This is a genomic window from Enterobacter sp. GER_MD16_1505_Eko_090, from assembly GCF_003331015.1.
GTDB classification, from domain to species: domain Bacteria; phylum Pseudomonadota; class Gammaproteobacteria; order Enterobacterales; family Enterobacteriaceae; genus Enterobacter; species Enterobacter roggenkampii.
Window position 1 is genome coordinate 159,835 of sequence record NZ_PUQF01000001.1, and the last position, 23,551, is coordinate 183,385.

21 protein-coding genes and 1 other annotated feature are annotated in these 23,551 nt (G+C 58.2%); of the genes, 11 read left to right on the forward strand and 10 right to left on the reverse strand.

Annotation, left to right across the window (positions count from 1 at the left end; genetic code table 11):
* Positions 1 to 87 precede the first annotated feature (87 nt).
* From dnaX to C6A40_RS00800, 7 genes are all read left to right on the forward strand, one after another.
* On the forward strand, positions 88 to 2,016 hold the full coding sequence (gene dnaX, locus C6A40_RS00770; RefSeq protein ID WP_045335408.1) for a DNA polymerase III subunit gamma/tau: 1,929 nt from the start codon (positions 88 to 90) through the stop codon (positions 2,014 to 2,016).
* Positions 1,346 to 1,410: a sequence feature (DnaX frameshifting element), on the forward strand. Its footprint overlaps the gene before it by 65 nt.
* A 54-nt stretch (positions 2,017 to 2,070) precedes the next feature.
* Positions 2,071 to 2,403: a YbaB/EbfC family nucleoid-associated protein gene (locus tag C6A40_RS00775; protein WP_003858972.1), complete on the forward strand. Its 333-nt coding sequence runs from the start codon at positions 2,071 to 2,073 to the stop codon at positions 2,401 to 2,403.
* Positions 2,403 to 3,008 carry a recombination mediator RecR gene (gene recR, locus C6A40_RS00780; RefSeq protein ID WP_008499298.1) on the forward strand — a complete coding sequence of 202 codons (606 nt, stop codon included), beginning with the start codon at positions 2,403 to 2,405 and terminating at the stop codon, positions 3,006 to 3,008. Before C6A40_RS00775 ends, recR begins: the two co-directional genes overlap by 1 nt.
* Before the next feature lie 110 nt (positions 3,009 to 3,118).
* A complete protein-coding gene (htpG, locus tag C6A40_RS00785; protein WP_021241627.1) occupies positions 3,119 to 4,993 on the forward strand; it encodes a molecular chaperone HtpG in 1,875 nt (624 codons plus the stop codon).
* Between the two features lie 195 nt (positions 4,994 to 5,188).
* A complete protein-coding gene (gene adk / locus C6A40_RS00790; RefSeq protein WP_006809841.1) occupies positions 5,189 to 5,833 on the forward strand; it encodes an adenylate kinase in 645 nt (214 codons plus the stop codon).
* A gap of 124 nt (positions 5,834 to 5,957) precedes the next feature.
* Positions 5,958 to 6,920, forward strand: coding sequence for a ferrochelatase (gene hemH / locus C6A40_RS00795; protein ID WP_045335409.1), 963 nt, complete (start codon positions 5,958 to 5,960; stop codon positions 6,918 to 6,920).
* A 62-nt stretch (positions 6,921 to 6,982) separates the two neighbouring features.
* Positions 6,983 to 8,287: an inosine/guanosine kinase gene (locus tag C6A40_RS00800; protein ID WP_045335410.1), complete on the forward strand. Its 1,305-nt coding sequence runs from the start codon at positions 6,983 to 6,985 to the stop codon at positions 8,285 to 8,287.
* A gap of 93 nt (positions 8,288 to 8,380) precedes the next feature.
* On the opposite strand, the gene ybaL is transcribed toward C6A40_RS00800, so the two are convergent.
* Both ybaL and C6A40_RS00810 read right to left on the reverse strand, forming a co-directional pair.
* Positions 8,381 to 10,057: a YbaL family putative K(+) efflux transporter gene (ybaL, locus tag C6A40_RS00805; protein ID WP_008499303.1), complete on the reverse strand. Its 1,677-nt coding sequence runs from the start codon at positions 10,055 to 10,057 to the stop codon at positions 8,381 to 8,383.
* Between the two features lie 232 nt (positions 10,058 to 10,289).
* Positions 10,290 to 11,498, reverse strand: a complete 1,209-nt coding sequence (locus C6A40_RS00810) for an MFS transporter (RefSeq protein ID WP_023326815.1) — start codon at positions 11,496 to 11,498, stop codon at positions 10,290 to 10,292.
* 169 nt (positions 11,499 to 11,667) lie between these two features.
* Between C6A40_RS00810 and ushA the strand changes: the two genes are divergently transcribed.
* On the forward strand, positions 11,668 to 13,320 hold the full coding sequence (gene ushA, locus C6A40_RS00815) for a bifunctional UDP-sugar hydrolase/5'-nucleotidase UshA (protein ID WP_045335412.1): 1,653 nt from the start codon (positions 11,668 to 11,670) through the stop codon (positions 13,318 to 13,320).
* Positions 13,321 to 13,410: 90 nt separating this feature from the next.
* Here the strand turns inward: ushA and ybaK are convergent, their stop codons facing one another.
* The 3 genes from ybaK to copA form a co-directional block, all read right to left on the reverse strand.
* Positions 13,411 to 13,890 (reverse strand): Cys-tRNA(Pro)/Cys-tRNA(Cys) deacylase YbaK, encoded by a 480-nt coding sequence (gene ybaK, locus C6A40_RS00820; RefSeq protein ID WP_008499307.1) that lies wholly within the window; start codon positions 13,888 to 13,890, stop codon positions 13,411 to 13,413.
* A 198-nt stretch (positions 13,891 to 14,088) separates the two neighbouring features.
* Positions 14,089 to 14,883: a TraB/GumN family protein gene (locus C6A40_RS00825; protein ID WP_023293131.1), complete on the reverse strand. Its 795-nt coding sequence runs from the start codon at positions 14,881 to 14,883 to the stop codon at positions 14,089 to 14,091.
* A gap of 50 nt (positions 14,884 to 14,933) precedes the next feature.
* Positions 14,934 to 17,432, reverse strand: coding sequence for a copper-exporting P-type ATPase CopA (copA, locus tag C6A40_RS00830; RefSeq protein WP_045335413.1), 2,499 nt, complete (start codon positions 17,430 to 17,432; stop codon positions 14,934 to 14,936).
* 108 nt (positions 17,433 to 17,540) lie between these two features.
* Here copA and cueR point away from each other — a divergent pair, with 108 nt between their 5' ends.
* The gene (gene cueR / locus C6A40_RS00835; RefSeq protein ID WP_021241620.1) at positions 17,541 to 17,951 is read left to right on the forward strand and encodes a Cu(I)-responsive transcriptional regulator; all 411 of its coding nucleotides are present in this window, start codon (positions 17,541 to 17,543) and stop codon (positions 17,949 to 17,951) included.
* Here cueR and C6A40_RS00840 read toward each other — a convergent pair.
* Genes C6A40_RS00840 through C6A40_RS00850 form a run of 3 tightly spaced genes read right to left on the reverse strand, consistent with a single transcriptional unit; the run spans position 17,948 to position 20,207 of the window.
* The gene (locus C6A40_RS00840) at positions 17,948 to 18,400 is read right to left on the reverse strand and encodes an NfeD family protein (RefSeq protein ID WP_008499311.1); all 453 of its coding nucleotides are present in this window, start codon (positions 18,398 to 18,400) and stop codon (positions 17,948 to 17,950) included. The genes cueR and C6A40_RS00840 overlap by 4 nt on opposite strands.
* Complete coding sequence (locus C6A40_RS00845) at positions 18,397 to 19,311, reverse strand: SPFH domain-containing protein (RefSeq protein ID WP_008499312.1); 915 nt, start codon at positions 19,309 to 19,311, stop codon at positions 18,397 to 18,399. Before C6A40_RS00845 ends, C6A40_RS00840 begins: the two co-directional genes overlap by 4 nt.
* Before the next feature lie 44 nt (positions 19,312 to 19,355).
* Entirely contained in the window at positions 19,356 to 20,207 is an 852-nt protein-coding gene (locus tag C6A40_RS00850; protein ID WP_023326818.1) for a hypothetical protein, read from the reverse strand.
* Between the two features lie 143 nt (positions 20,208 to 20,350).
* On the opposite strand from C6A40_RS00850, the gene fetA reads away from it, so the two are divergent.
* Complete coding sequence (fetA, locus tag C6A40_RS00855) at positions 20,351 to 21,022, forward strand: iron efflux ABC transporter ATP-binding subunit FetA (protein ID WP_045335414.1); 672 nt, start codon at positions 20,351 to 20,353, stop codon at positions 21,020 to 21,022.
* Positions 21,015 to 21,797 (forward strand): iron efflux ABC transporter permease subunit FetB, encoded by a 783-nt coding sequence (gene fetB, locus C6A40_RS00860; protein ID WP_039265869.1) that lies wholly within the window; start codon positions 21,015 to 21,017, stop codon positions 21,795 to 21,797. Before fetA ends, fetB begins: the two co-directional genes overlap by 8 nt.
* A gap of 49 nt (positions 21,798 to 21,846) precedes the next feature.
* Here fetB and C6A40_RS00865 read toward each other — a convergent pair whose 3' ends face one another.
* Together C6A40_RS00865 and C6A40_RS00870 are read right to left on the reverse strand one after the other, a co-directional pair.
* A complete protein-coding gene (locus C6A40_RS00865; RefSeq protein ID WP_023293125.1) occupies positions 21,847 to 22,701 on the reverse strand; it encodes a co-chaperone YbbN in 855 nt (284 codons plus the stop codon).
* 58 nt (positions 22,702 to 22,759) lie between these two features.
* Entirely contained in the window at positions 22,760 to 23,530 is a 771-nt protein-coding gene (locus C6A40_RS00870; protein WP_023343514.1) for an SDR family oxidoreductase, read from the reverse strand.
* Positions 23,531 to 23,551: the final 21 nt, after the last annotated feature.

The window sequence follows — 23,551 nt, forward strand, 5'->3', positions numbered from 1 at the left end:
CCCGGTTTTCACAACCTCGCTCAATGGGTGAGGTTGTGATAGCATTCCCCTCCATAAATTCACCTTCCAGCGTTGCAGAGCCTGCCCATGAGTTATCAGGTGTTAGCCCGTAAATGGCGACCACAAACCTTTGCTGACGTTGTCGGTCAGGAACATGTGCTGACGGCCCTGGCGAACGGCTTGTCGCTAGGTCGCATCCATCACGCCTATCTTTTTTCCGGCACCCGCGGCGTCGGTAAGACCTCTATTGCCCGTTTGCTGGCAAAAGGTCTCAACTGCGAAACCGGGATCACCGCCACGCCGTGCGGCGTGTGTGATAACTGCCGGGAGATCGAGCAGGGGCGTTTTGTCGATCTGATCGAGATCGACGCCGCCTCGCGCACCAAAGTTGAAGATACCCGCGACCTGCTGGACAACGTCCAGTACGCCCCGGCGCGCGGCCGCTTCAAGGTCTACCTGATCGATGAAGTGCACATGCTCTCGCGCCACAGCTTCAACGCCCTGCTGAAGACGCTGGAAGAGCCGCCCGCGCACGTGAAGTTCCTGCTGGCGACCACCGATCCGCAAAAGCTGCCGGTCACGATTTTATCGCGCTGCCTGCAGTTCCACCTGAAGGCGCTGGACGTTGAGCAGATCCGTACGCAGCTTGAGCACATTCTTGACGAAGAGAAGATTGTCCACGAACCGCGCGCCCTGCAGCTGCTGGCCCGCGCCGCGGACGGCAGCCTGCGTGATGCGTTAAGCCTCACCGACCAGGCGATTGCCAGCGGTGACGGCAAGCTCTCGACTGACGCGGTCAGCACCATGCTCGGCACGCTGGATGACGATCAGGCGCTGTCGCTTATCGAAGCGATGATTGCCGCTAACGGCGAACGCGTGATGTCGCTGGTGAACGCGGCCGCTGCCCGCGGTATTGAGTGGGAAGGGCTGCTGGTTGAGATGCTCAGCCTGCTGCACCGGGTGGCAATGCTGCAGCTTTCTCCCTCCGCCATTGGTGCGGATATGGCCGCCATTGAACAGCGGATGCGTGAGCTTGCCCGCACCGTGCCGCCTGCCGACGTGCAGCTTTATTACCAGACGCTGCTGATTGGTCGCAAAGAGCTACCGTTTGCGCCGGATCCGAGGATGGGCGTTGAAATGACGCTGCTGCGCGCGCTGGCGTTCCACCCGCGCATGCCGCTGCCGGAGCCGGACGTGCCGCGGCAGTCTTTCGCCCCGGTCGCGCCGACGGCGGTGATGTCACCGCAGCAGGTGCCGCCGCAGCCGACGCCGCCACCGCAGCAGAACGTACCGCTGTCGGATGCCACCAGTTCGGTGCTTGCCGCGCGCAGCCAGCTGCAGCGTGCGCAGGGAGTAACCAAACCAAAAAAGAGTGAACCGGCAGCGCCAGGAAGAGCGCGGCCGGTGAATAACGCCGCGCTTGAACGACTGGCCTCGGTAACGGAGCGCGTACAGTCGCGTCCGGCACCGTCCGCGCTCGAGCAGAGAGCCCCGGTGAAAGAAGAGGCTTACCGCTGGAAGGCAACCACTATCACCGAAACGGTGAAGGAAGAGGTTGCCACGCCGAAAGCGCTGAAAAAGGCGCTGGAGCATGAAAAAACGCCGGAGCTGGCCGCGAAGCTTGCCGAAGAGTCCATTGCGCGCGACGCCTGGGCCGCAGAGGTCAGCAAACTCCAGCTGCCGAAGCTGGTGGAGCAGGTCGCGCTGAACGCCTGGAAAGAGCAGGACGGCAATCAGGTGCGTCTGCACCTGCGTCCGGGCCAGCGGCACCTGAATTCCCCTGGCGCGCAAAAGGCGCTGGCCGAGGCGCTCGCCACATTACAGGGTGCACCGGTTGAATTGACTATCATTGAAGATGATAATCCGGCAGTGAAAACGCCGCTGGAGTGGCGCCAGGCCATTTATGAAGAGAAGCTCGCGCAGGCGCGCGAGGCGATAATTGCGGATAACAACATTCAGACCCTGCGCCGGTTCTTCGACGCCGATCTGGATGAAGAGAGTATTCGCCCCATTTGATCGTGAGTCTGACTTACGGTTGTAATCCTTAAACGTGAAAGAAGAGAGAAGCCTATGTTTGGTGGAAAAGGCGGTCTGGGTGGCCTGATGAAGCAGGCTCAGCAGATGCAGGAAAAAATGCAGAAGATGCAGGAAGAGATCGCTCAGCTGGAAGTCACGGGTGAGTCCGGTGCCGGTCTGGTCAAGGTGACCATCAACGGTGCGCACAACTGCCGTCGCGTGGAAATCGACCCGAGCCTGCTCGAAGACGACAAAGAGATGCTGGAAGATCTGGTTGCAGCCGCGTTTAACGATGCCGCTCGCCGTATCGACGAAACCCAGAAAGAGAAAATGGCCTCCGTTTCCAGCGGCATGCAGCTGCCGCCTGGCTTCAAGATGCCATTCTGATGCAAACCAGTCCGCTGCTCACGCAGTTAATGGAAGCACTGCGCTGTCTGCCGGGCGTTGGCCCGAAGTCGGCGCAGCGCATGGCGTTTACGCTATTGCAGCGCGACCGCAGCGGCGGGATGCGCCTGGCGCAGGCTCTGACCCGCGCCATGTCAGAAATTGGTCACTGTGCGGATTGCCGCACCTTTACCGAGCAGGACGTGTGTAACATCTGTACGAACCCGCGTCGTCAGGAAAACGGTCAGATTTGCGTGGTGGAGAGTCCGGCGGACATCTACGCCATCGAACAAACCGGGCAGTTTTCCGGGCGCTACTTCGTGCTGATGGGGCATCTCTCCCCGCTGGACGGAATCGGCCCGGACGATATCGGTCTTGACCGCCTTGAACAGCGTCTCGAGTCCGAAACCATCAAAGAGGTGATCCTCGCCACCAACCCAACGGTGGAAGGGGAGGCAACCGCCAACTACATCGCCGAACTGTGCTCGCAGTATGGCGTTGACGCCAGCCGCATCGCCCACGGCGTGCCGGTCGGCGGCGAGCTGGAGATGGTCGACGGCACCACGCTGTCGCACTCTCTGGCCGGACGTCACAAGATTATTTTCTGACCAAACGGAGGCTGCGCGCGCCGCCTCCGCTTGAAAATTTCCCCCCGTATCCCCATCTCTCCCTCAACGTTTTAAAACCCCATTAAATGGCATTGTTGAGGTCGACATAGATGAAAGGACAAGAAACCCGTGGTTTCCAGTCAGAAGTAAAACAGCTTCTGCACCTGATGATCCATTCCCTGTATTCCAACAAAGAAATTTTCCTGCGTGAGCTGATTTCCAACGCCTCGGATGCGGCGGACAAGCTGCGCTTCCGCGCGCTGTCTAACCCGGATCTGTACGAAGGCGACGGCGAGCTGCGCGTGCGCGTCTCGTTTAATAAAGAGAACCGCACCCTGACCATCGCCGATAACGGCATCGGGATGAACCGCGACGAGGTGATCGACCACCTCGGGACCATCGCGAAATCCGGCACCAAGGCGTTCCTGGAGTCCATGGGCTCTGACCAGGCGAAAGACAGCCAGCTGATCGGCCAGTTCGGCGTCGGTTTCTACTCGGCGTTCATCGTGGCGGACAAAGTCACCGTGCGCACCCGTGCGGCAGGCGACAGCGCCGAGAACGGCGTGCTGTGGGAATCCAAAGGGGAAGGCGAATACACCGTTGATGACATCACCAAAGCGGACCGCGGCACCGAAATCACCCTGCACCTGCGTGAAGGGGAAGATGATTTCCTGAACGACTGGCGCGTGCGCTCCATCATCAGCAAGTACTCCGATCACATCGCGCTGCCGGTTGAGATTGAAAAACAGGAAGAGAAAGACGGTGAAACCGTGGTTTCCTGGGAGAAAATCAACAAGGCGCAGGCGCTGTGGACGCGCAACAAGTCTGAGATTAAAGACGACGAGTACAACGAATTCTACAAGCACATCGCCCACGACTTTACCGACCCGCTGACCTGGAGCCACAACCGTGTGGAAGGTAAGCAGGAGTACACCAGCCTGCTGTACATCCCGGCACAGGCGCCGTGGGACATGTGGAACCGCGATCACAAGCATGGCCTGAAGCTGTACGTGCAGCGCGTGTTCATCATGGACGACGCCGAGCAGTTCATGCCGAACTATCTGCGCTTTGTGCGCGGCCTGATCGATTCCAACGATCTGCCGCTGAACGTCTCCCGCGAAATTCTGCAGGACAGCACCGTCACCCGTAACCTGCGCAACGCCCTGACCAAACGTGCGCTGCAGATGCTGGAAAAACTGGCGAAAGACGATGCGGAAAAATACCAGACCTTCTGGAAACAGTTCGGTCTGGTGCTGAAAGAAGGCCCGGCTGAAGACATGGCGAACGTTGAAACCATCGCCAAACTGCTGCGCTTTGCTTCTACGCACACCGACTCCTCCGCGCAGACCGTGTCGCTGGAAGAGTACATCTCCCGCATGAAAGAAGGGCAGGAGAAGATCTACTACATCACCGCCGACAGCTACGCCGCGGCGAAGAGCAGCCCGCACCTGGAGCTGCTGCGTAAGAAAGGCATCGAAGTGCTGCTGCTTTCCGACCGCATCGACGAGTGGATGATGAACTACCTGACCGAGTTCGACGGTAAGGCGTTCCAGTCCGTTGCCAAAGCCGATGAGTCCATCGACAAGCTGGCAGATGAAGTGGATGAAAATGCGAAAGAAGCCGAGAAGGCGCTGGAGCCGTTCATTGAGCGCGTGAAAACCCTGCTCGGCGACCGCGTGAAAGAGGTGCGTTTCACGCATCGTCTGACCGACACTCCGGCCATTGTCACCACCGATGCCGACGAAATGAGCACCCAGATGGCGAAGCTGTTCGCCGCGGCGGGCCAGGCGGTACCGGAAGTGAAATATATCTTTGAGCTTAATCCGGATCACCCGCTGGTGAAACGCGCGGCGGATACCCAGGACGACGCCCGCTTTGCCGAGTGGGTTGAACTCCTGCTGGATCAGTCCCTGCTGGCCGAACGCGGCACGCTGGAAGATCCTAACCTCTTCATTAAACGTGTGAATGCGCTGCTGCTGGCGTAACTGACCACGCATCTCCTGGTCTTCTCCCTCTCCCCGAGGGAGAGGGCCAGGGTGAGGGCACCAGACCGCACTATCCCAAATTATCTCCCCCCATTAACCGTTTCAGCCTTCCTGCCTTCCTTGAGCGATGCCCGTTCTGGTGGTATTGTTTAGCGCTTTTGAAAAATTGAAACGACTTTTGAGGGGATTTTCGCAATGCGTATTATTCTGCTTGGCGCTCCGGGCGCGGGTAAAGGAACTCAGGCTCAGTTCATCATGGAGAAATACGGTATTCCGCAAATCTCCACCGGTGATATGCTGCGCGCCGCTGTTAAATCTGGCTCCGAGCTGGGTAAACAGGCGAAAGACATCATGGACGCAGGCAAGCTGGTGACCGACGAGCTGGTCATTGCTCTGGTCAAAGAGCGCATTGCTCAGGAAGACTGCCGTAACGGTTTCCTGCTGGACGGCTTCCCACGTACCATTCCTCAGGCTGACGCCATGAAGGAAGCGGGCATCAACGTGGACTACGTTCTGGAGTTCGACGTACCGGACGAGCTGATCGTTGACCGTATCGTTGGCCGTCGCGTACACGCTGCCTCTGGCCGCGTTTACCACATCAAATTCAACCCACCTAAGGTTGAAGGCAAAGACGACGTGACCGGCGAAGAGCTGACCACCCGTAAAGACGATCAGGAAGAGACCGTGCGTAAGCGCCTGGTGGAATACCATCAGATGACTGCGCCGCTGATCGGCTACTACACCAAAGAAGCGCAGGCGGGTAACACCAAATACGCCAAAGTTGACGGCACCAAAGCCGTGGCTGACGTGCGTGCTGAGCTGGAAAAAATCCTCGGCTAATCGCATCTCTCTCACCCGGGCCACCGGGTGAGAAAAATTCTCATCTTACCTATTACAGCAATGGGTTTCGTTTAAACGCATTTCCGCTACAATTGACAACCATTCAAATGGTTAAGAGGCGTGAATGAGTCAGGCGAAAACCGGCATCCTGCTTGCCAATCTGGGCACTCCAGAAGCACCTACATCAGACGCGGTAAAACGCTACCTGCGACAATTTTTAAGCGACACGCGCGTCGTGGATTTTCCGCGACTGCTGTGGTGGCCGCTGCTGCGTGGCGTCATTCTGCCGATCCGTTCTCCGCGCGTCGCCAAACTCTATCAGTCCGTCTGGATGGAAGAGGGCTCGCCGCTGATGGTCTACAGCCGTCGTCAGGAGAAGGCGCTGGCCGCCCGCCTGCCGGAGATGCCCGTCGCGCTCGGCATGAGCTACGGCAAACCGTCACTGGAAAGCGCGGTGGACTCGCTGCTGGCGCAGGGCGTGGACCATATCGTCGTGCTGGCGCTCTACCCGCAGTACTCCTGCTCGACGGTGGCCGCCGTCTGGGACGAGCTGGCGCGCATTCTGGCGACCCGCCGCCGCATTCCGGGCGTAACCTTTATTCGCGACTACGCGGATAACGAGCTGTACATCAAGGCGCTCGCCAACAGCGCGCGCGCGTCGTTTGAAAAACACGGCGAGCCGGATCTGCTGCTGCTCTCCTATCACGGCATCCCGCAGCGTTTCGCCAATGAAGGGGATGATTACCCGCAGCGCTGCCGCGATACCACCCGCGAGCTGGTTTCCGCCCTCGGCCTGCCGCCGGAGATGGTGATGATGACCTTCCAGTCGCGCTTCGGCCGCGAGCCGTGGCTGACGCCGTATACCGATGAAACCCTCAAAATGCTGGGTGAGAAGGGCGTGAAGCACATTCAGGTGATGTCGCCGGGCTTCTCGGCAGACTGTCTGGAGACGCTGGAGGAGATCGCGGTGCAAAACCGGGAATTTTTCCTGGAGGCTGGCGGCGAAAAGTACGAGTACATTCCGGCGCTTAACGACTCCCCTGAGCATATCGACATGATGGTCTCGCTGGTAACGAACGGTCGCTGATCGCACTCCGGGCCGGGTTTGTGCTACCATTCCCGGCCCATATTCTTCGTACAGTTCAGACCATGAAATTTCCCGGTAAACGCAAATCCAAACACTACTTCCCCGTGGATGCCCGCGATCCGCTCCTGCAGCAAATCCAGCCAGAAAATGAAACCAGCGCGGCGTGGGTCGTGGGTATCGACCAGACGCTGGTGGACATTGAAGCGAAAGTGGATGATGCGTTTGTCGCCCGTTACGGTCTGAGCGCCGGTCACTCGCTGGTGATTGAAGATGATGTTGCCGAAGCGCTGTACCAGGAGCTGGTGCGCGAAAACCTGATTACCCATCAGTTCGCCGGCGGCACCATCGGCAACACCATGCACAACTACTCCGTGCTGGCGGACGACCGCTCTGTCCTGCTCGGCGTAATGTGCAGCAATATCGAAATCGGTGGCTACGCCTATCGCTACCTGTGCAACACCTCCAGCCGTACCGATCTGAACTATCTCCAGGGCGTCGACGGGCCGATTGGCCGCTGCTTTACGCTGATCGGTGAATCCGGCGAGCGGACCTTTGCCATCAGCCCGGGCCACATGAACAAGCTGCGCGCGGAAAGCATTCCCGAAGAGGTGATCGCGGGCGCCTCGGCGCTGGTGCTGACCTCCTACCTGGTGCGCTGCAAGCCGGGCGAGCCGATGCCGGAAGCGACCATGAAGGCGATTGAGTACGCGAAGAAGTACGACGTGCCCGTCGTTCTGACGCTGGGGACCAAATTCGTGATCGCCGATAATCCTGAATGGTGGCAGGCCTTCCTGAAAGAGCACGTCTCGATTCTGGCGATGAACGAAGAGGAGGCCGAAGCGCTGACCGGTGAAAGCGATCCGCTGCTGGCGTCTGACAAAGCGCTGGACTGGGTGGATCTGGTGCTCTGCACCGCGGGTCCGGTTGGGCTGTATATGGCTGGCTTCACCGAAGAAGAGAGCAAACGCAAAACCCAGCACCCGCTGCTGCCCGGCGCGATTGCCGAGTTCAACCAGTACGAGTTCAGCCGCGGCATGCGTTTTAAAGACTGTGTTAATCCGCTGCGTATCTACTCGCACATCGCCCCGTATATGGGCGGGCCGGAGAAGATCATGAACACCAACGGCGCGGGCGACGGCGCGCTGGCCGCGCTGCTGCACGACATCACCGCTAACGCCTACCACAAAACCAACGTGCCAAATTCCAGCAAGCACAAGTTCAGCTGGCTGACCTATTCGTCGCTGGCGCAGGTATGCAAGTACGCCAACCGCGTAAGCTATCAGGTGCTGAACCAGCACTCACCGCGCTTAACGCGTGGCCTGCCGGAACGGGAAGACAGCCTCGAAGAGGCGTACTGGGACAGGTAAAAGCAAAACGGCAACCTGTGGTTGCCGTTTTTAGTGTTTGTTCCCTCTCCCTGTGGGAGAGGGCCAGGGTGAGGGCATCAGGCCACTCAAAACCTACCCCGTCACCGCCTCTTCAACCGGCGGTTTTTCCAGCAGCGTCAGCATCGTATTCGCAATCTCGCGCTCGCCCATCACCACCTTATCCGCACCGCGCTCGGTAATGTAATCTACCTCGTCGTCGTAGTGCGCCCGGGCGATAATCTCAATGTTTGGACACTTCGCGCGCGCGGAGGCGACAATCTCACCCGCCTCATAGCCGTTGGGAATGGTCAGCAGCAGCCAGCGGGCGCAGTCCAGATGCGCCAGCTCCATGATCTCTTCGTTCGCCGCATTGCCCAGCACCGCACGAATACCGCGCTCGCGCAGCTCGTCAACGCGGGTGCGTGACGTTTCAATTACCACCAGCGGAATGCCCTGCGCCATCAGCTTCTCGCCAAGCAGGCTGCCGACGCGGCCAAAGCCGACCAGCAGAGCGTGATTGCAAATATCGACCGGGATCTGCTTCTCTTCTTCGATGGCCTCTTCCAGCGTCTGCTCTTCCAGCGTTTCGGTTTTATCGAGGTATTTTTCCAGCAGGGCAAACAGCACCGGGTTCAGCATAATTGACAGGATCGCCCCCGCCAGCACCAGGTTTTGTCCGGCCTGCGGCAGCAGGTTAAGGGCCATGCCCAGACCGGCCAGAATAAAGGCGAACTCGCCAATCTGCGCCAGGCTGGCGGCAATGGTCAGCGCCGTCCGCGGAGAGTGGCCGAACATTCGCACCAGGAAGAAGGCGGCGAGCGACTTACCAAAGATAATGATCGCCAGCGTGCCCAGCACGGCCAGCGGCTGCTGGATCAGAATAAGCGGGTCAAACAGCATCCCGACGGAGACGAAGAACAGCACGGCAAAGGCGTCGCGCAGCGGCAGGGTGTCGTGTGCGGCGCGGTGGCTCAGCTCGGATTCGTTCAGCACCATCCCGGCAAAGAACGCGCCCAGTGCGAAGGAGACGTCAAACAGCTCAACGGCGCCAAAGGCGATACCGAGCGCCAGCGCCAGCACGGAGAGGGTAAACAGCTCGCGGGATCCGGTCGCCGCGCTGCGGGACATGATCCACGGCACCAGACGGCGACCCACCAGCATCATGATGGCGATAAACGCCACCACCTTCCCGATGGTGATGCTCATATCCAGCGCCAGCGAGGCGAAGCCGATATTGTCTTTTTCCATCATGCCGGCGACGGCGGGCAGCAGCACCAGCGTCAGGACCATCACCAGATCTTCCACAATCAGCCAGCCTATCGCGATCTGCCCGCGCTGGCTGTCTATCAGCTGTCTCTCCTCAAGCGCGCGCAGCAGCACCACGGTACTGGCGGTTGAAAGACACAGCCCAAATACGATACCGGTCATCAGCGACCAGCCCAGCACGGCCGAAAGCGCCATCCCAAGCAGCGTCGCCACCCCTATCTGGGCGATCGCTCCCGGTATGGCAATCGACTTTACCGCCATCAAATCCTTCAGGGAGAAGTGCAGGCCGACGCCGAACATCAGCAGAATCACGCCCAATTCCGCCAGCTCAGGGGCCAGTTTGGTATCCGCAACAAAACCTGGCGTAAACGGTCCCGCCAGCACACCTGCCAGCAGATAGCCGACAAGAGGAGAAATACGCAGCTTATTGGCAATCATGCCGAGAATAAAAGCGAGCACAAGTCCACCAACAATGGTGGTGATAAGCGGTGTGGCGTGGTGCATTCCGTCTCCTTTCGTGGTGAGTGTTCCATTTTTGGCGTGAATACCAAAAAACCAGGTAATAGTTTATGACAATTTTTACCCTTATGTTTATGAATAATTGTTGAAGTTTGAATAAAACAGCAATATGCACGTAAAAAAGCGCATTTTGATAAATTCAGCGCGGGGATGAAGAGGAAACCCTTATGGTATAAGGGTATCAGGTAGCTAAAGCATAAGTTTAGCTACCCGTAATTCACGCTTTATGGCGGTTATCAGGCAGGAATATGGTCAACATGCCAAGAAGTGGCAGGAAAGCGCAGATTTTATAAACCAGGAAGATGCTGGTGTGATCCGCAACCATCCCTAACACCGCTGCACCCAGCCCGCCCATGCCGAAGGCGAAACCGAAAAACAGTCCGGAAACCATACCGATACGTCCAGGCAGCAGCTCCTGGGCATAAACCAGAATGGCGGAAAACGCGGAGGCGAGAATAAAACCAATAATCACGGTCAAAATCCCCGTCCATTCAAGGCTGGCGTACGGCAAAATGAGGGTAAAAGGCGCTACGCCGAGGATAGAGCCCCAAATGACATATTTACGGCCAATCTTATCGCCCACCGGCCCGCCAATTACCGTCCCTGCGGCCACCGCGAACAGGAAGGCAAACAGGTGGATCTGCGCGTTTTGTACCGATAATCCGAATTTTTGCATCAGATAAAAGGTGTAATAGCTGCTGATGCTCGCCATATAGAAGTATTTCGAGAAAATCAGCACCAGCAGGACGGCAACCGCGAGGATAACCTTATTGCGCGGCAGGGGATTGATAACCTTCGCTTTAGGTTTTCCTTTATTCACCCGATGCTGAGCGGCATACCAGCGGCTGATCTGCGCCAGCACGATAATCGCCAGCAGCGCGGCCAGCACAAACCAGGCCACGTTGCCTTTGCCGTACGGGGCGATAATCACTGCCGCCAGCAGCGGGCCGAGGGAGCTACCGAAGTTGCCCCCTACCTGGAACAGGGACTGCGCCAGGCCATGACGACCGCCGGACGCCATACGCGCCACGCGGGAAGACTCCGGATGGAAAACGGACGAGCCGGTGCCTACCAGCGCGGCGGCAATCAGCACGGCTTCAAAACTGCCGGCCATGGCCAGCAGCACCAGCCCGCTTAGGGTAAAGCACATGCCTATGGGCAGCGACCACGGCATAGGATATTTATCCGTCCAGTAGCCCACCACCGGCTGCAGCAGCGAGGAAGCCAGCTGGAAGGTCAGGGTGATCATCCCAATCTGCACGAAGGTGAGTGAAAACTCGGACTGCAGCAGCGGATAAATAGCCAGAATCAACGACTGGATCATGTCGTTGAGCAGGTGCGAGAGACTGATTGCGCCTAAGACTTTAAAGGAGGTGCGCGACGTCGGCGCACCCGGAACGGGCTGGGTTGAGTCACTGATTGCCATAGAGAGAAGTACCACGTCTTGAGTTATTAGCGATGCAGGGTGCAATTATTATCCGACTAACATACCCGCCCGGGACATTTGAAGAAAGTCGCAATTCTGAAAACTTATTTGTCTATTCTTATTAGTCACTGTAATTTCTGCCTTTGTCTATTGGTCAGGGAGAGAGAAGATGAAGTTAATGAAGCGGGGCGTCGCGCTGGCGCTCATCGCGGCGTGGGGGCTGGTAAGCCTGCCCGTGCAGGCGTATGAAAAAGACAAAACCTATAAAATCACTATTCTGCATACCAACGATCACCACGGTCATTTCTGGCGCAGTGAATACGGCGAATATGGCCTGTCGGCGCAAAAAACGCTGGTGGACGGCATTCGTAAAGAGGTGGCAGCCCAGGGCGGCAGCGTGCTGCTGCTGTCGGGAGGCGATATCAATACCGGCGTGCCGGAATCCGATTTGCAGGACGCCGAGCCCGATTTCCGCGGCATGAACCTGATTGGCTACGACGCGATGGCCGTCGGTAACCATGAGTTTGATAATCCGCTGAGCGTCCTGCGTCAGCAGGAGAAATGGGCCAAATTCCCGTTCCTCTCCGCCAACATTTACCAGAAAAGCACCGGCGAACGCCTGTTCAAGCCGTGGGCGCTGTTTAAGCGTCAGGATCTGAAGATCGCGGTCATCGGCTTAACCACCGACGATACGGCGAAAATTGGCAACCCTGAGTTCTTCACCGATATCGAATTCCGCAAACCGGCAGACGAAGCGAAGCTGGTGATTCAGGAGCTGCAGCAAAACGAAAAGCCGGACGTGATTATCGCCACCACGCACATGGGGCACTACGACAACGGTGAGCACGGCTCCAATGCGCCGGGCGACGTGGAGATGGCGCGCAGCCTGCCGGCGGGCTCGCTGGCGATGATTGTGGGTGGTCACTCACAGGATCCGGTCTGCATGGCATCCGAGAATAAAAAGCAGGTGGACTACGTGCCGGGCACGCCGTGTGCGCCAGACCGTCAGAACGGTATCTGGATTGTGCAGGCGCACGAGTGGGGCAAATACGTAGGCCGGGCGGACTTTGAGTTCCGGAACGGCGAGATGAAGCTGGTCCACTACCAACTCATTCCGGTCAACCTGAAGAAGAAGGTCACTTACCCGGACGGGAAAAGCGAGCGCGTACTTTACACCCCAGAGATTCCAGAAAACCAGCAGATGCTCTCCCTGCTGACGCCGTTCCAGAACAAAGGCAAGGCGCAGCTGGACGTGAAAATCGGCACGCTGAACGGTCGTCTGGAAGGGGACCGCAGCAAAGTTCGCTTCGTGCAGACCAACATGGGGCACCTGGTGCTGGCGGCGCAAATGGTGCGCACCGGGGCTGATTTTGGCGTGATGAGCGGCGGCGGCATTCGTGATTCCATCGAAGGTGGAAACATCACCTATAAAGACGTCCTGAAGGTGCAGCCGTTCGGTAACGTGGTGGTCTATGCCGACATGAGCGGGAAAGAGGTTGTTGAGTACCTGACCGCCGTGGCGCAGATGAAGCCGGATTCCGGGGCCTATCCGCAGTTTGCCAACGTGAGCTTCGTAGCGAAAGACGGCAAGCTTAACGACCTGAAGATCAAAGGCGAACCGGTTGACCCGGCGAAAACCTACCGTCTGGCGACGTTAAGCTTTAACGCCACCGGCGGCGACGGCTATCCGCATATTGATAATAAACCGGGCTACGTGAACACCGGCTTTATCGATGCAGAAGTGCTGAAGCAGTATATCGAGCAGAATTCGCCGATTGACGTGAATGCGTATGAGCCGAAAGGCGAGGTGAGCTGGCAGTAGTGCGGTTGTGTTGCCCGGTGGCGCTGCGCTTACCGGGCCTACGGGTGCAAAATGTAGGCCGGGTAAGGCGTAGCCGCCACCCGGCTTTTTTTACTCCCGTCGCGCAATATCCGCAAACTTCGCGTCCAGCATTTTCGCCAGGTCGCCCGCGGCCAGCTCAATATCCAGCCCGCGCTTGCCGCCGGAAATATAGATGGTCTCAAATTCCTGTGAAGGGGCATCGATCAGCGTCGGCAGGCGTTTTTTCTGCCCGAGCGGGCTGATGCCGCCCACCAGGTAGCCCGTGGTGCGCTGCGCCACCATCGGATCCGCCATATCCACCTTCTTCGCCCCCAGCGCTTTGGCGACCTTCTTCAGATCCAGCTGTCCCGCCACGGGAGTCACCGCCACGGCGAGATGCTTCATATCGCCATTCACCGCCACCAGCAGCGTTTTATAGACCTGGTCCGCGTTCAGCCCCAGCTTACGCACCACTTCATCACCAAAGTTGGTTTCATTCGGATCGTGATCGTAGGTGTGGATCCGGAAAGAAATGTTGTTTTTTTCGAGTAATTTAACGGCGGGAGTCATAGCTATCCTTCTTACGACAGACAATTCATGCAGCCAGCATACGCCTGACGTTTGTCTAAAAAATAGCACCATCTTGCGCAATAGTGTTGGCAGTGATGGTCACTTTGAGCGACAATCGGCTCAGCCGAAGGTCACTTCGGTATAATAAAAACGATGAAATTCCTCTTTGACGGGCCAATAGAGATATTGGCCATTTTTTTATTTCAGCAACGACGGCAAATTCCCTTCGCCGTATAAATGTAACGCCCCAACCGCCACCACGTATTCCCCCGCTGGCAGAGCATGCAGCGTCTCTCGCCAGGCTTTGTTACGCGCATTCATTAGCACATCATACAGCGATTCACTGAACGTCGACGGTAGCGCCAGCCTGCCGTCCGCGGGCGGTGCATCCAGCCACCAGCCAATCATAGTCTGCAGCAGGCGTGCGTTGGTGTGCCAGTGGGTGAGGGTATCATCCAGCAGCATCAGACCGTCGTCGGGAAGCTCTCGCAGGAGCGCAATCTGGCTGTCCGTACCTTCCAGTTCGATGATCGGCATACGGCGCGCCCGTGCCACGTTCAGCAGCTGGTAATCAATGCCGTAATCACCCCGCAGCCCCAGACGCTGGGCCTGCGTGGCCTGTAATACCATTGCGATTTGCCACAGCGGCAGGGTGTCAATCATGGAGAGCGATACGCCGGTTTCCTCGGCGACGCGCGTCAGTTCCGCGAGCTGGGCCTCATTCAGACGTTCCGCCAGCGGGAGATCGCTTTCAAGCCCGGCAAACGGTGACTCATGGCCCGAGATGTCCGCCTCGACGACCAGCGCGTCGGCGCGCTTCAGGCGCTTTATCAGACCGGGCGGCAGAGGGGACATACCCTGCGTGCCCATATGGATGCTGCCGACCAGGTGCAGGTGTTGCCCGCCGGGAAGCGAGATATCCAGACCGGGCCAGGCGTAACGGCGAGGGAAAAGGGCGCGAAACGATGTTTTTATACGATGAAACAGACCCATACGCGCTCCATAAACGGAAAGGTTCATGCTAGCGCGTACGGGTACAAGGTTCAATCCTTCGGTTTAAACCGCAACAGCCGGTTGGCGTTGCTGACCACGGTGATGGAGGAGAGCGCCATCGCCGCGCCCGCGACCACCGGGTTCAGCAGCGTACCGGTCAGCGGCCACAAAATACCGGCCGCAATTGGGATCCCGAGGGTGTTATAGACGAACGCCCCCAGCAGGTTCTGCTTCATGTTGCGCAGCGTGGCTTTCGAAATGGCCAGCGCATCGGCCACGCCCATCAGGCTGTGGCGCATCAGCGTGATGGCCGCGGTTTCGATGGCCACGTCGCTGCCGCCGCCCATCGCGATCCCCACATCCGCCTGGGCCAGCGCCGGGGCATCGTTGATGCCGTCGCCGACCATTGCCACCTGACGGCCCTGGCGTTGCAGGTTTTTAATGGCGTCCGCTTTGCCGTCCGGCAGTACGCCCGCAATCACCTCATCAATACCGGCTTCTTTCGCGATGGCGTTGGCGGTGGTCGGGTTATCCCCGGTCAGCATCACCAGACGGTAGCCCGCACGGTGCAGGCGCTGTAAGGCGTCCACGCTGTCCTGGCGAAGCGGATCGCGCACGGCCAGCAGCGCGGCGGCTTTGCCGTCCACCGCCAGCAGAACCGGGGTAGCGCCCTGAGACGCCTGCGCCTTCAGCTCGTTTTCCAGCGCGGCGGTATCAATACCGTTTTCATTGAGCAACGCCTGGTTGCCCAGCAGCAGCGCGTGGCCTTCTGCCTCACCGCTCACGCCGAGCCCGCGCAGGGTGCGGAAGTTGCTCACCTGCGGCAGGGCAGACGCATTGGCTTTATCGAGAATAGCGCGCGCCAGCGGATGGCTTGAGCCTTGCTCCAGCGCGGCGGCGAGACGCAGCGCCTCCTCTTCGGAAATGCCTGCGGTCGTGACGGCGACCACCTGCGGTTTACCTTCCGTCAGCGTGCCGGTTTTATCAAACACCAGCGTGTCGAGGGTGCTGGCCCGCTGCAGCGCGTCCGCGTCCCGCACCAGTACGCCAAATTCGGCCGCGCGCCCTACGCCGGAGATAATCGACATCGGCGTCGCCAGGCCAAGGGCGCAAGGACAGGCGATGATCAGCACCGTGGTGGCGATCACCAGGGTATACACAATCTGCGGCGCGGGGCCGAAGAAGTACCAGATCGCCGCGCTTAGCAGGGCAATGCCGACCACCACCGGCACAAAAATGGCCGAGATTTTGTCAGCAAGCTGGCCAATCTCCGGCTTGCTGCTCTGCGCCTGGCGTACCATGCGGATAATACGCGACAGCGTGGTGTGGCTGCCGACGGCGCTGGCGGTGAACAGCACGCTGCCGTCCTGCACGACCGTACCGGCATGCACGGCGTCGCCGTCGGATTTCTGCTGGGGGATCGGTTCCCCGGTCAGCATCGCTTCATCCAGCCAGGCTTCGCCCTGGGTTATCTTACCGTCAACGGGAACGCGGTCGCCGGTGGTCAGACGCAGCGTCATGCCGGGCTGAACCTCGGCCAATGGAACGCTCTTTTCCCCCTCGTCCGTGACCACGCGGGCCGTCGGCGGGGTTAAATCAAGCAATCTTTCCAGCGCTTTCGAGGAACGCTGACGGGCGCGGGCTTCCAGCATATGGCCTAAGTTGATCAGGCCGATAATCATCGCGCTCGCTTCATAATAGAGATGCCGCGCTTCCATCGGGAACCACTGGGGCCAGACGTTCACGCTCATGGAATAGAGCCACGCCGCGCCGGTCCCGAGGGCGACCAGGGTATCCATCGTCGCGGTACGGTTTTTCAGGCTCTTCCAGGCGCTGGTATAGAAATGCCCGCCTGCAAACACCATCACCGCAAGGGTAATCAGACCAATCACCATCCACAGGGTGCGGTTGTCGTCGGTGACCATCATGTTGTCACCCATCATGCCCCACACCATCACCGGAATACCCACCAGCAGGGCAACGATGGCCTGCCAGCGGAAGCGCTTCATGGTGGCGATAGCCGTTTCCTGCTGGCGCTCGCGGCGTTCGGCATCATCTTCGATGGCCTCCGCGCCGTAGCCCGCTTTTTCAACGGCCTGCACTAGCTTTGCGGCGGAGGCGCTGCCCATTACCAGCGCAGTGCGCTCCGCGAGATTGACCCGTGCCTGCGCGACGCCCGGGACCGCCTGCAGGGCGTTTTGTACCCGGGAGACGCAGCTGGCGCAGCTCATGCCGTTGATCAGCAGCTGTTGGCTGTCATCAATATCATCCGCTGCCGGAAGCTCAGGAGTGGCCGCTGTCAGTGCTTCCGACGGGGATGATGACTCTGCCAGCGGTTTAGCCTTTGGGTGGCTTAACTCCGCCCCGTAACCGGCCTGTTTAATGGTATCAATCAGCGCGTCCGCGCTGGCGCTGCCGGTCACGGCGGCATGGTCGATAGTCACTTCAGCGCTTTCAACGTCAGGACGCTGTTCCAGGCTTTCTTTAACGCGTTTGACGCAGTGGCCGCAGGAGAGGCCGTCCAGCGTCAGGTCGATAGTGTGAGACATAACAAAACTCCCGTATAATATATTGGTCAGTTGTTGACCGGAGTAACGCTTTTCGCTAACTGTTATGAAGGTTAAACCTTCCATCAAGGGGAAGGTCAAGGGGGAAATGTGAATATCAGTGACGTGGCAAAAAAAACCGGCTTAACCAGCAAAGCGATCCGCTTTTATGAAGAGAAGGGGCTGGTAACGCCGCCGCTGCGCAGTGAAAATGGCTACCGCAGCTACACGCAGCTGCATCTCGATGAGCTGACGCTGCTGCGCCAGGCAAGACAGGTCGGGTTTAATCTGGAAGAGTGCGGCGAGCTGGTTAACCTGTTCAACGATCCTAAGCGTCACAGCGCCGACGTGAAAAAACGCACCCTGGAAAAGGTGGCCGAAATTGAACGCCACATCGTCGAACTGCAGGCGATGCGCGAACAGCTGCTGCAGCTCGCGGACTCCTGTCCGGGGGATGACAGCGCCGACTGCCCGATTATTGATAATCTTGCCGGCTGCTGCCACCGCAAAACCCACGCTTAACAGGCTTTTACCCGCAGGGTAATGCCTTCCACCGCAATGACTTCAACCCGCGTGCCGGCGCTGAGGTCATCGTCGGCCACCACCGGCCACGAGCTGTCGCCTACGCGCATATGCCCGCGTCCGTTCACCAGCGCGGTGTCGAGGGTAAAACGCTTGCCGACAATCTGCTGTCCGCGCTGGTTAAGGTGGGCGTCCACCGGTTTCTGCTCGTTAACCCGCCGGTTAAGCCAGCGCCACCACAGCCAGGCGGCCACCAGCGTCAGCGCGGCAAACAGCGCCCCCTGCCACGCCCAGTCCAGGGGAAGGATCCAGACCAGAAGACCGGTAATGACGGCGGCAACACCGCTCCAGAGCAGGTAGCCGTTGCCGCCCAGCATCTCCGCTGCCAGCAATAAGCCACCGAGACTTAGCCAGAAGGCATGAGGATGTGCAACGATGAGCTCAATCATTTTTTACGCTCGTTTCCGCTGTCCTTGATCAGTTCGGCGATCCCCGCGATAGAGCCCATCAGGCTGCTGGCATCCAGCGGCATCATCACCACTTTGCTGTTGTTCGCCGAGCCGATCTCTTTCAGCGCGTCGGTATATTTTTGCGCAACGAAGTAGTTCACGGCCTGAATATCACCGGCGGCAATCGCCTCGGACACCATCTGGGTCGCGCGGGCTTCCGCTTCGGCGGAACGTTCACGCGCTTCCGCCTGTAAGAACGCGGACTGACGGTCGCCTTCCGCTTTCAGGATCTGCGACTGTTTTTCCCCTTCCGCTTTGAGGATCTCCGCCTGGCGTACCCCTTCGGCTTCCAGAATGTAGGCGCGCTTGGTTCGCTCGGCTTTCATCTGGGCGTTCATGGAGGCGATCAGCTCCGCCGGCGGGCGCACGTCGCGGATCTCGATGCGGGTGACTTTGATCCCCCACGGGTTGGTGGCCTCATCGACAATGTGCAGCAGGCGGGTGTTAATGCTGTCGCGCTGGGAAAGCATCTCGTCCAGCTCCATCGAGCCGAGTACGGTACGGATGTTGGTCATCGTCAGGTTGACGATCGCCAGCTCCAGGTTGCTGACCTCATAGGCCGCTTTCGGCGCATCAATCACCTGAATAAAACAGACGGCGTCGATGGTGACGTTGGCGTTATCCTTGGAGATCACTTCCTGGGACGGAATGTCCAGAACCTGCTCCATCATGTTGATCTTGCGGCCGATTCTGTCCATGAACGGGACAATCAGGCTTAAGCCGGGCTGGAGCGTGTTGGTGTAACGGCCGAAACGCTCGACGGTCCACTGATAACCCTGAGGGACAATTTTGACGCCAGCGCCCACGATAACCAGCGCAACGAAAATAAGGACGGGAACAACGATAAGCATAAAAACCTCCTGTTTTGCATGCCGTGATGAGTGAAAGTGTGTATTTATTGCTCGTAAGTATAGGTAAAGTCAGAGATGAAGCCATCACCCGCTTCGGCAATGGCTTTGGATAATCCCTGGTAGTAATGCTCCAGCCCCCGCGCTTCGATACGCTGGATCTGTTCGCGAAGGGGGGCGCAGAACAGAACGGCATTCCCCGCTTCAACGCGTTTGTTATTCGGTGGAAGGTCGCCCGCGATGGCTTTAAACCAGGTTCTGATGCCCTGCTTTAAATTATGCGGCGCTTTTGCCAGGTTATCCATGCCCGTCAGGATCTGCAGAGTAGGGAACTCATCGGCCTGCACGGCGGTTTTCATGCGCGCAAAGAACTGGCTGAACAGCTCGAACGATCCCAGATCGGTGACGCGGGGCTTGGTGGTTTTACCGTTTTTATTGCCGATTTTACCTGCCGCTGACGCCGTGGCCGGAACCGCGTTGACTTTTTCCAGCTCCAGCCCGAACAGCAAATTGCAGTGCGCGCGGCGCGCTTTCAGCGGGTAGGACATCAGGACGTCAATGAACTGTGTGGCTTTCACATCCGCAAGATTGTGGTTGATAAGCCACTGGGTGCGCGAAAATTCCGCCGGAGAGACGAACCAGTCCGGCACCTCATTGAAGCGTTTTGATTTGCCTTTACCGTCAAATTCAAGGAAGTGTGTCCCGTTGTCGAAGGCAAAATAGCAATTTTTGAAGCTGCCGATCGTGGTGTTCACGATGAGCGCCTTCTTAACAAAGTCCACCACCTCTTCACCCATCACAAAACGCGTGCGTTCCGACGATTTGATGACGTCCATTAATGTTTCGACATCAGGAACACCAGGCTTCAGGGAGGGAAACTCATAAAAAATATGTGCCATGCTGCATACTTCCTGTAGTGATGGTGGTGACAATTTGCAAACAAAAAGCTTAACACTTGCTTCAGCGTGAGGCTATTCGCGCTGCGCGGGCGAAAGGATTATGCTACAGACGGTTATGACAAAAAGCGGTCAACGGAAGCGCAATGAACGATAAAAAAAACGTATTACTGCTCAGGGATGTCGGATTTCGAGTCGGGGAAAACACGATCCTGCAGCACGTCGGGTTTAGCCTGTCGCCGGGCGAGTTTAAATTAATCACGGGTCCCTCAGGCTGTGGGAAAAGCACGCTGCTGAAGATTGTGGCGTCACTCCTCAGCCCGACGGAGGGCGCCATTCTGTTTGAAGGCGAAGATATCGCCTCGCTTTCTCCGGAAAGCTATCGCCAGCAGGTCTCGTACTGCGTGCAAACGCCCGTGCTTTTTGGCGTTACGGTCTATGACAACCTGATTTTTCCGTGGCAAATCCGCAATAAAACGCCGGAGCCGGAAAAGTTTATCCAGGATCTGGCCCGCTTTGGCCTGGCGCAGGAGACGCTGAGCAAATCCATCAACGCGCTGTCGGGCGGAGAAAAGCAGCGGGTCTCGCTGATCCGCAATCTGCAGTTTTTACCGAAGGTGTTGTTGCTGGACGAAATCACCAGCGCGCTCGATGACGTCAACAAGCGCAACGTTAACGAGATTATTCATCGTTACGCCCGGGAGCAGAACATTGCCGTGCTGTGGGTGACGCACGACGCTAACGAAATAACCCATGCGGATGACGTAATCACGCTCCAGCCGCACGGCGGGAAAATGCAGGAGGCAAACCGTGGGTGAGCATAACATTACGAACGAATCGCTGGCCTTTTCGATGGTGCTGGTGCTGATTGCGATTGTGGTCAGCTACCGGGAAAAGCTGGGGCTGGAAAAAGATATCGTGTGGAGTATCTGCCGCGCGGTGATTCAGCTCATCATCGTCGGCTATGTGCTGAAGTATATCTTCAACGTTAACCACGCGGTGCTGACGCTGCTGATGGTGCTGTTTATCTGCTTTAACGCGGCGTGGAATGCGCAAAAGCGCAGTAAATACATTGATAAGGCGTTTATCTCATCGTTTATTGCGATTACCACCGGAACGGCGCTCACGCTGGCGGTGCTGGTGCTCTCCGGCTCGATTGAGTTTACGCCGATGCAGGTCATCCCTATCTCGGGGATGATCGCGGGGAACGCGATGGTGGCCGTTGGGCTCTGTTATAACAACCTCGGCCAGCGTTTCAGCAGCGAACAGCAGCAGCTGCAGGAGAAACTAAGCCTGGGGGCAACGCCAAAAGTGGCCTCGGCGCGGCTGATTCGCGAGAGCATTCGCTCATCGCTGATCCCTACGGTAGATTCCGCCAAAACGGTGGGGCTGGTGAGCCTGCCGGGCATGATGTCGGGGCTGATTTTTGCCGGTATCGATCCGGTAAAAGCGATTAAGTATCAGATCATGGTGACGTTTATGCTGCTTTCCACGGCAAGCCTGTCCACCATCATTGCCTGCTACCTGACCTATCGGAAGTTCTACAACGCGCGCCACCAGCTGGTGGTGACGCAGTTGAAAAAGACGGGGTAACATCGTCTTTGTAGGCCCGGTAAGGCGAAGCCGCCACCGGGCTTTTTTATCAATACAACAGCGCGTAAAGCTGACGACGATACTTCGACGCCAGCGCGTCGCCGGTGCCCAGCGCGGCCAGGATCTCCTGGAACATCTTGCGCGCCTGACCGTCTGCGGCGGCTAAATCTTTTTGCAAATGGCTGAAGAGCAGCTCAAGCGCCTCTTCGTTACGCCCCACCTGATGCAGCTGCAGCGCAAGCTGGCTTGCCAGCGCGGCATCCGCCGGGTTGTCGGCAACCTGCTGCTGCAGCTGCTGAATTTCCGGGGTATCCGCCGCCTGCTTCAGCAGCTCAATCTGTGCAACCAGCCCCTGATAGCGGGTGTCCTGATCCTGCAGCGGAACCGTCTTAAGTACGGCCTCCGCGTCCTCTGAGCGGTGCAGGGCGATCTGCGTCTCCGCCAGCAGCAGACCAATCTGGCTGTTCTGTTTTGACAGCTGCCACGCCTCTTTCAGCAGCGGCAGCGCCTCGTCGTATTTGCCTTCCTGCATCAGCGCCATGCCTTCCTGCGCTTTCAGCTCTTCTTCGCGCGGCAGCACCTTATCCAGCAGGGCGCGGATAGCCTCTTCCGGCTGCGGCCCCTGGAAGCCATCAACAGGCTGGCCGTTCTGGAACAGATAGACGGTAGGAATGGCGCGCAGACCAAACTGAGACGCGACCATCGGCTCGGCGTCACAGTCCAGCTTCGCGAGAATGAACTGACCGTTGTACTGGGCGGCAAGGCTTTCCAGCACCGGCGTCAGCTGCAGACAGTGTTGGCTACGTTCAGACCAGAAGTAGAACAGGACCGGTTTGGTCATCGACTGTTCAAGAGTCTGTTGCAGGTTAGCTTCTGTGATATTGACGATATTCTGTACGGACATGCGGCTTTCTCTTTTGTCGGTTTGTTCTTTACATGGGGATGCGCGTCGTCGCTTCAACTCAACCGTGTAAAATTTTGTCCATTATCCGGCCCGGCAGCAGGCGTTTTAACCAGCCGACGGCGTGGGTGACCAGCGTCACCGGATAGCGCATTTTGGGATGTTCACTCTCAAAAGCATGGCGCACTTTTGCCACCACCGCCTCGGGCCCGAGGGTAAAACGTGCGGCGATGCCGGGGTTCTCGACCGGTTTATCCGCCTGCGTCTGGTTAACGTTTTCGGTAAAGCGGGTGCGGATCGGGCCGGGTTCAATCAGGCTGACCTTAATGCCGCTGTGGCGTAGCTCCATGCGCAGGGCGTCGGACCAGGCCTCCAGCGCATATTTACTGGCGGCGTAGGCGCCGCGGCCCGGGGTGGAAATCAGCCCCATCACCGACGACGTCATCACGATGCGCCCTTCACCGTGCGGCAGCATCGCGGGGAGCAGACGCATGGTGAGCTGATGTACGCCGAAAAAGTTGGTCGAAAACTGCTTCTCCAGCGTTTCGCGGGAGAGGGTATCCAGCGGGCCATACACGCCGTAACCGGCATTATTAAACAGGCCGTAAAGACGATTACCGGTCAGGGCGATCACCTCATCGGCGGCGTGGTCAACGCTCTCCGGCGAGTCCATATCCAGCAGCACGCCGGTAAAGCCCAGCCCGTTCATGCGTTCGACATCGTCGGGTTTGCGACAGGCCGCCAGAACCCGAAACCCCTGGCGCTTCAATTCGAGCGCGCTTTCCAGACCGATTCCACTGGAACATCCTGTAATTAAGACCGATTTTTGCATAACTTTACCTGTCAGGATCTC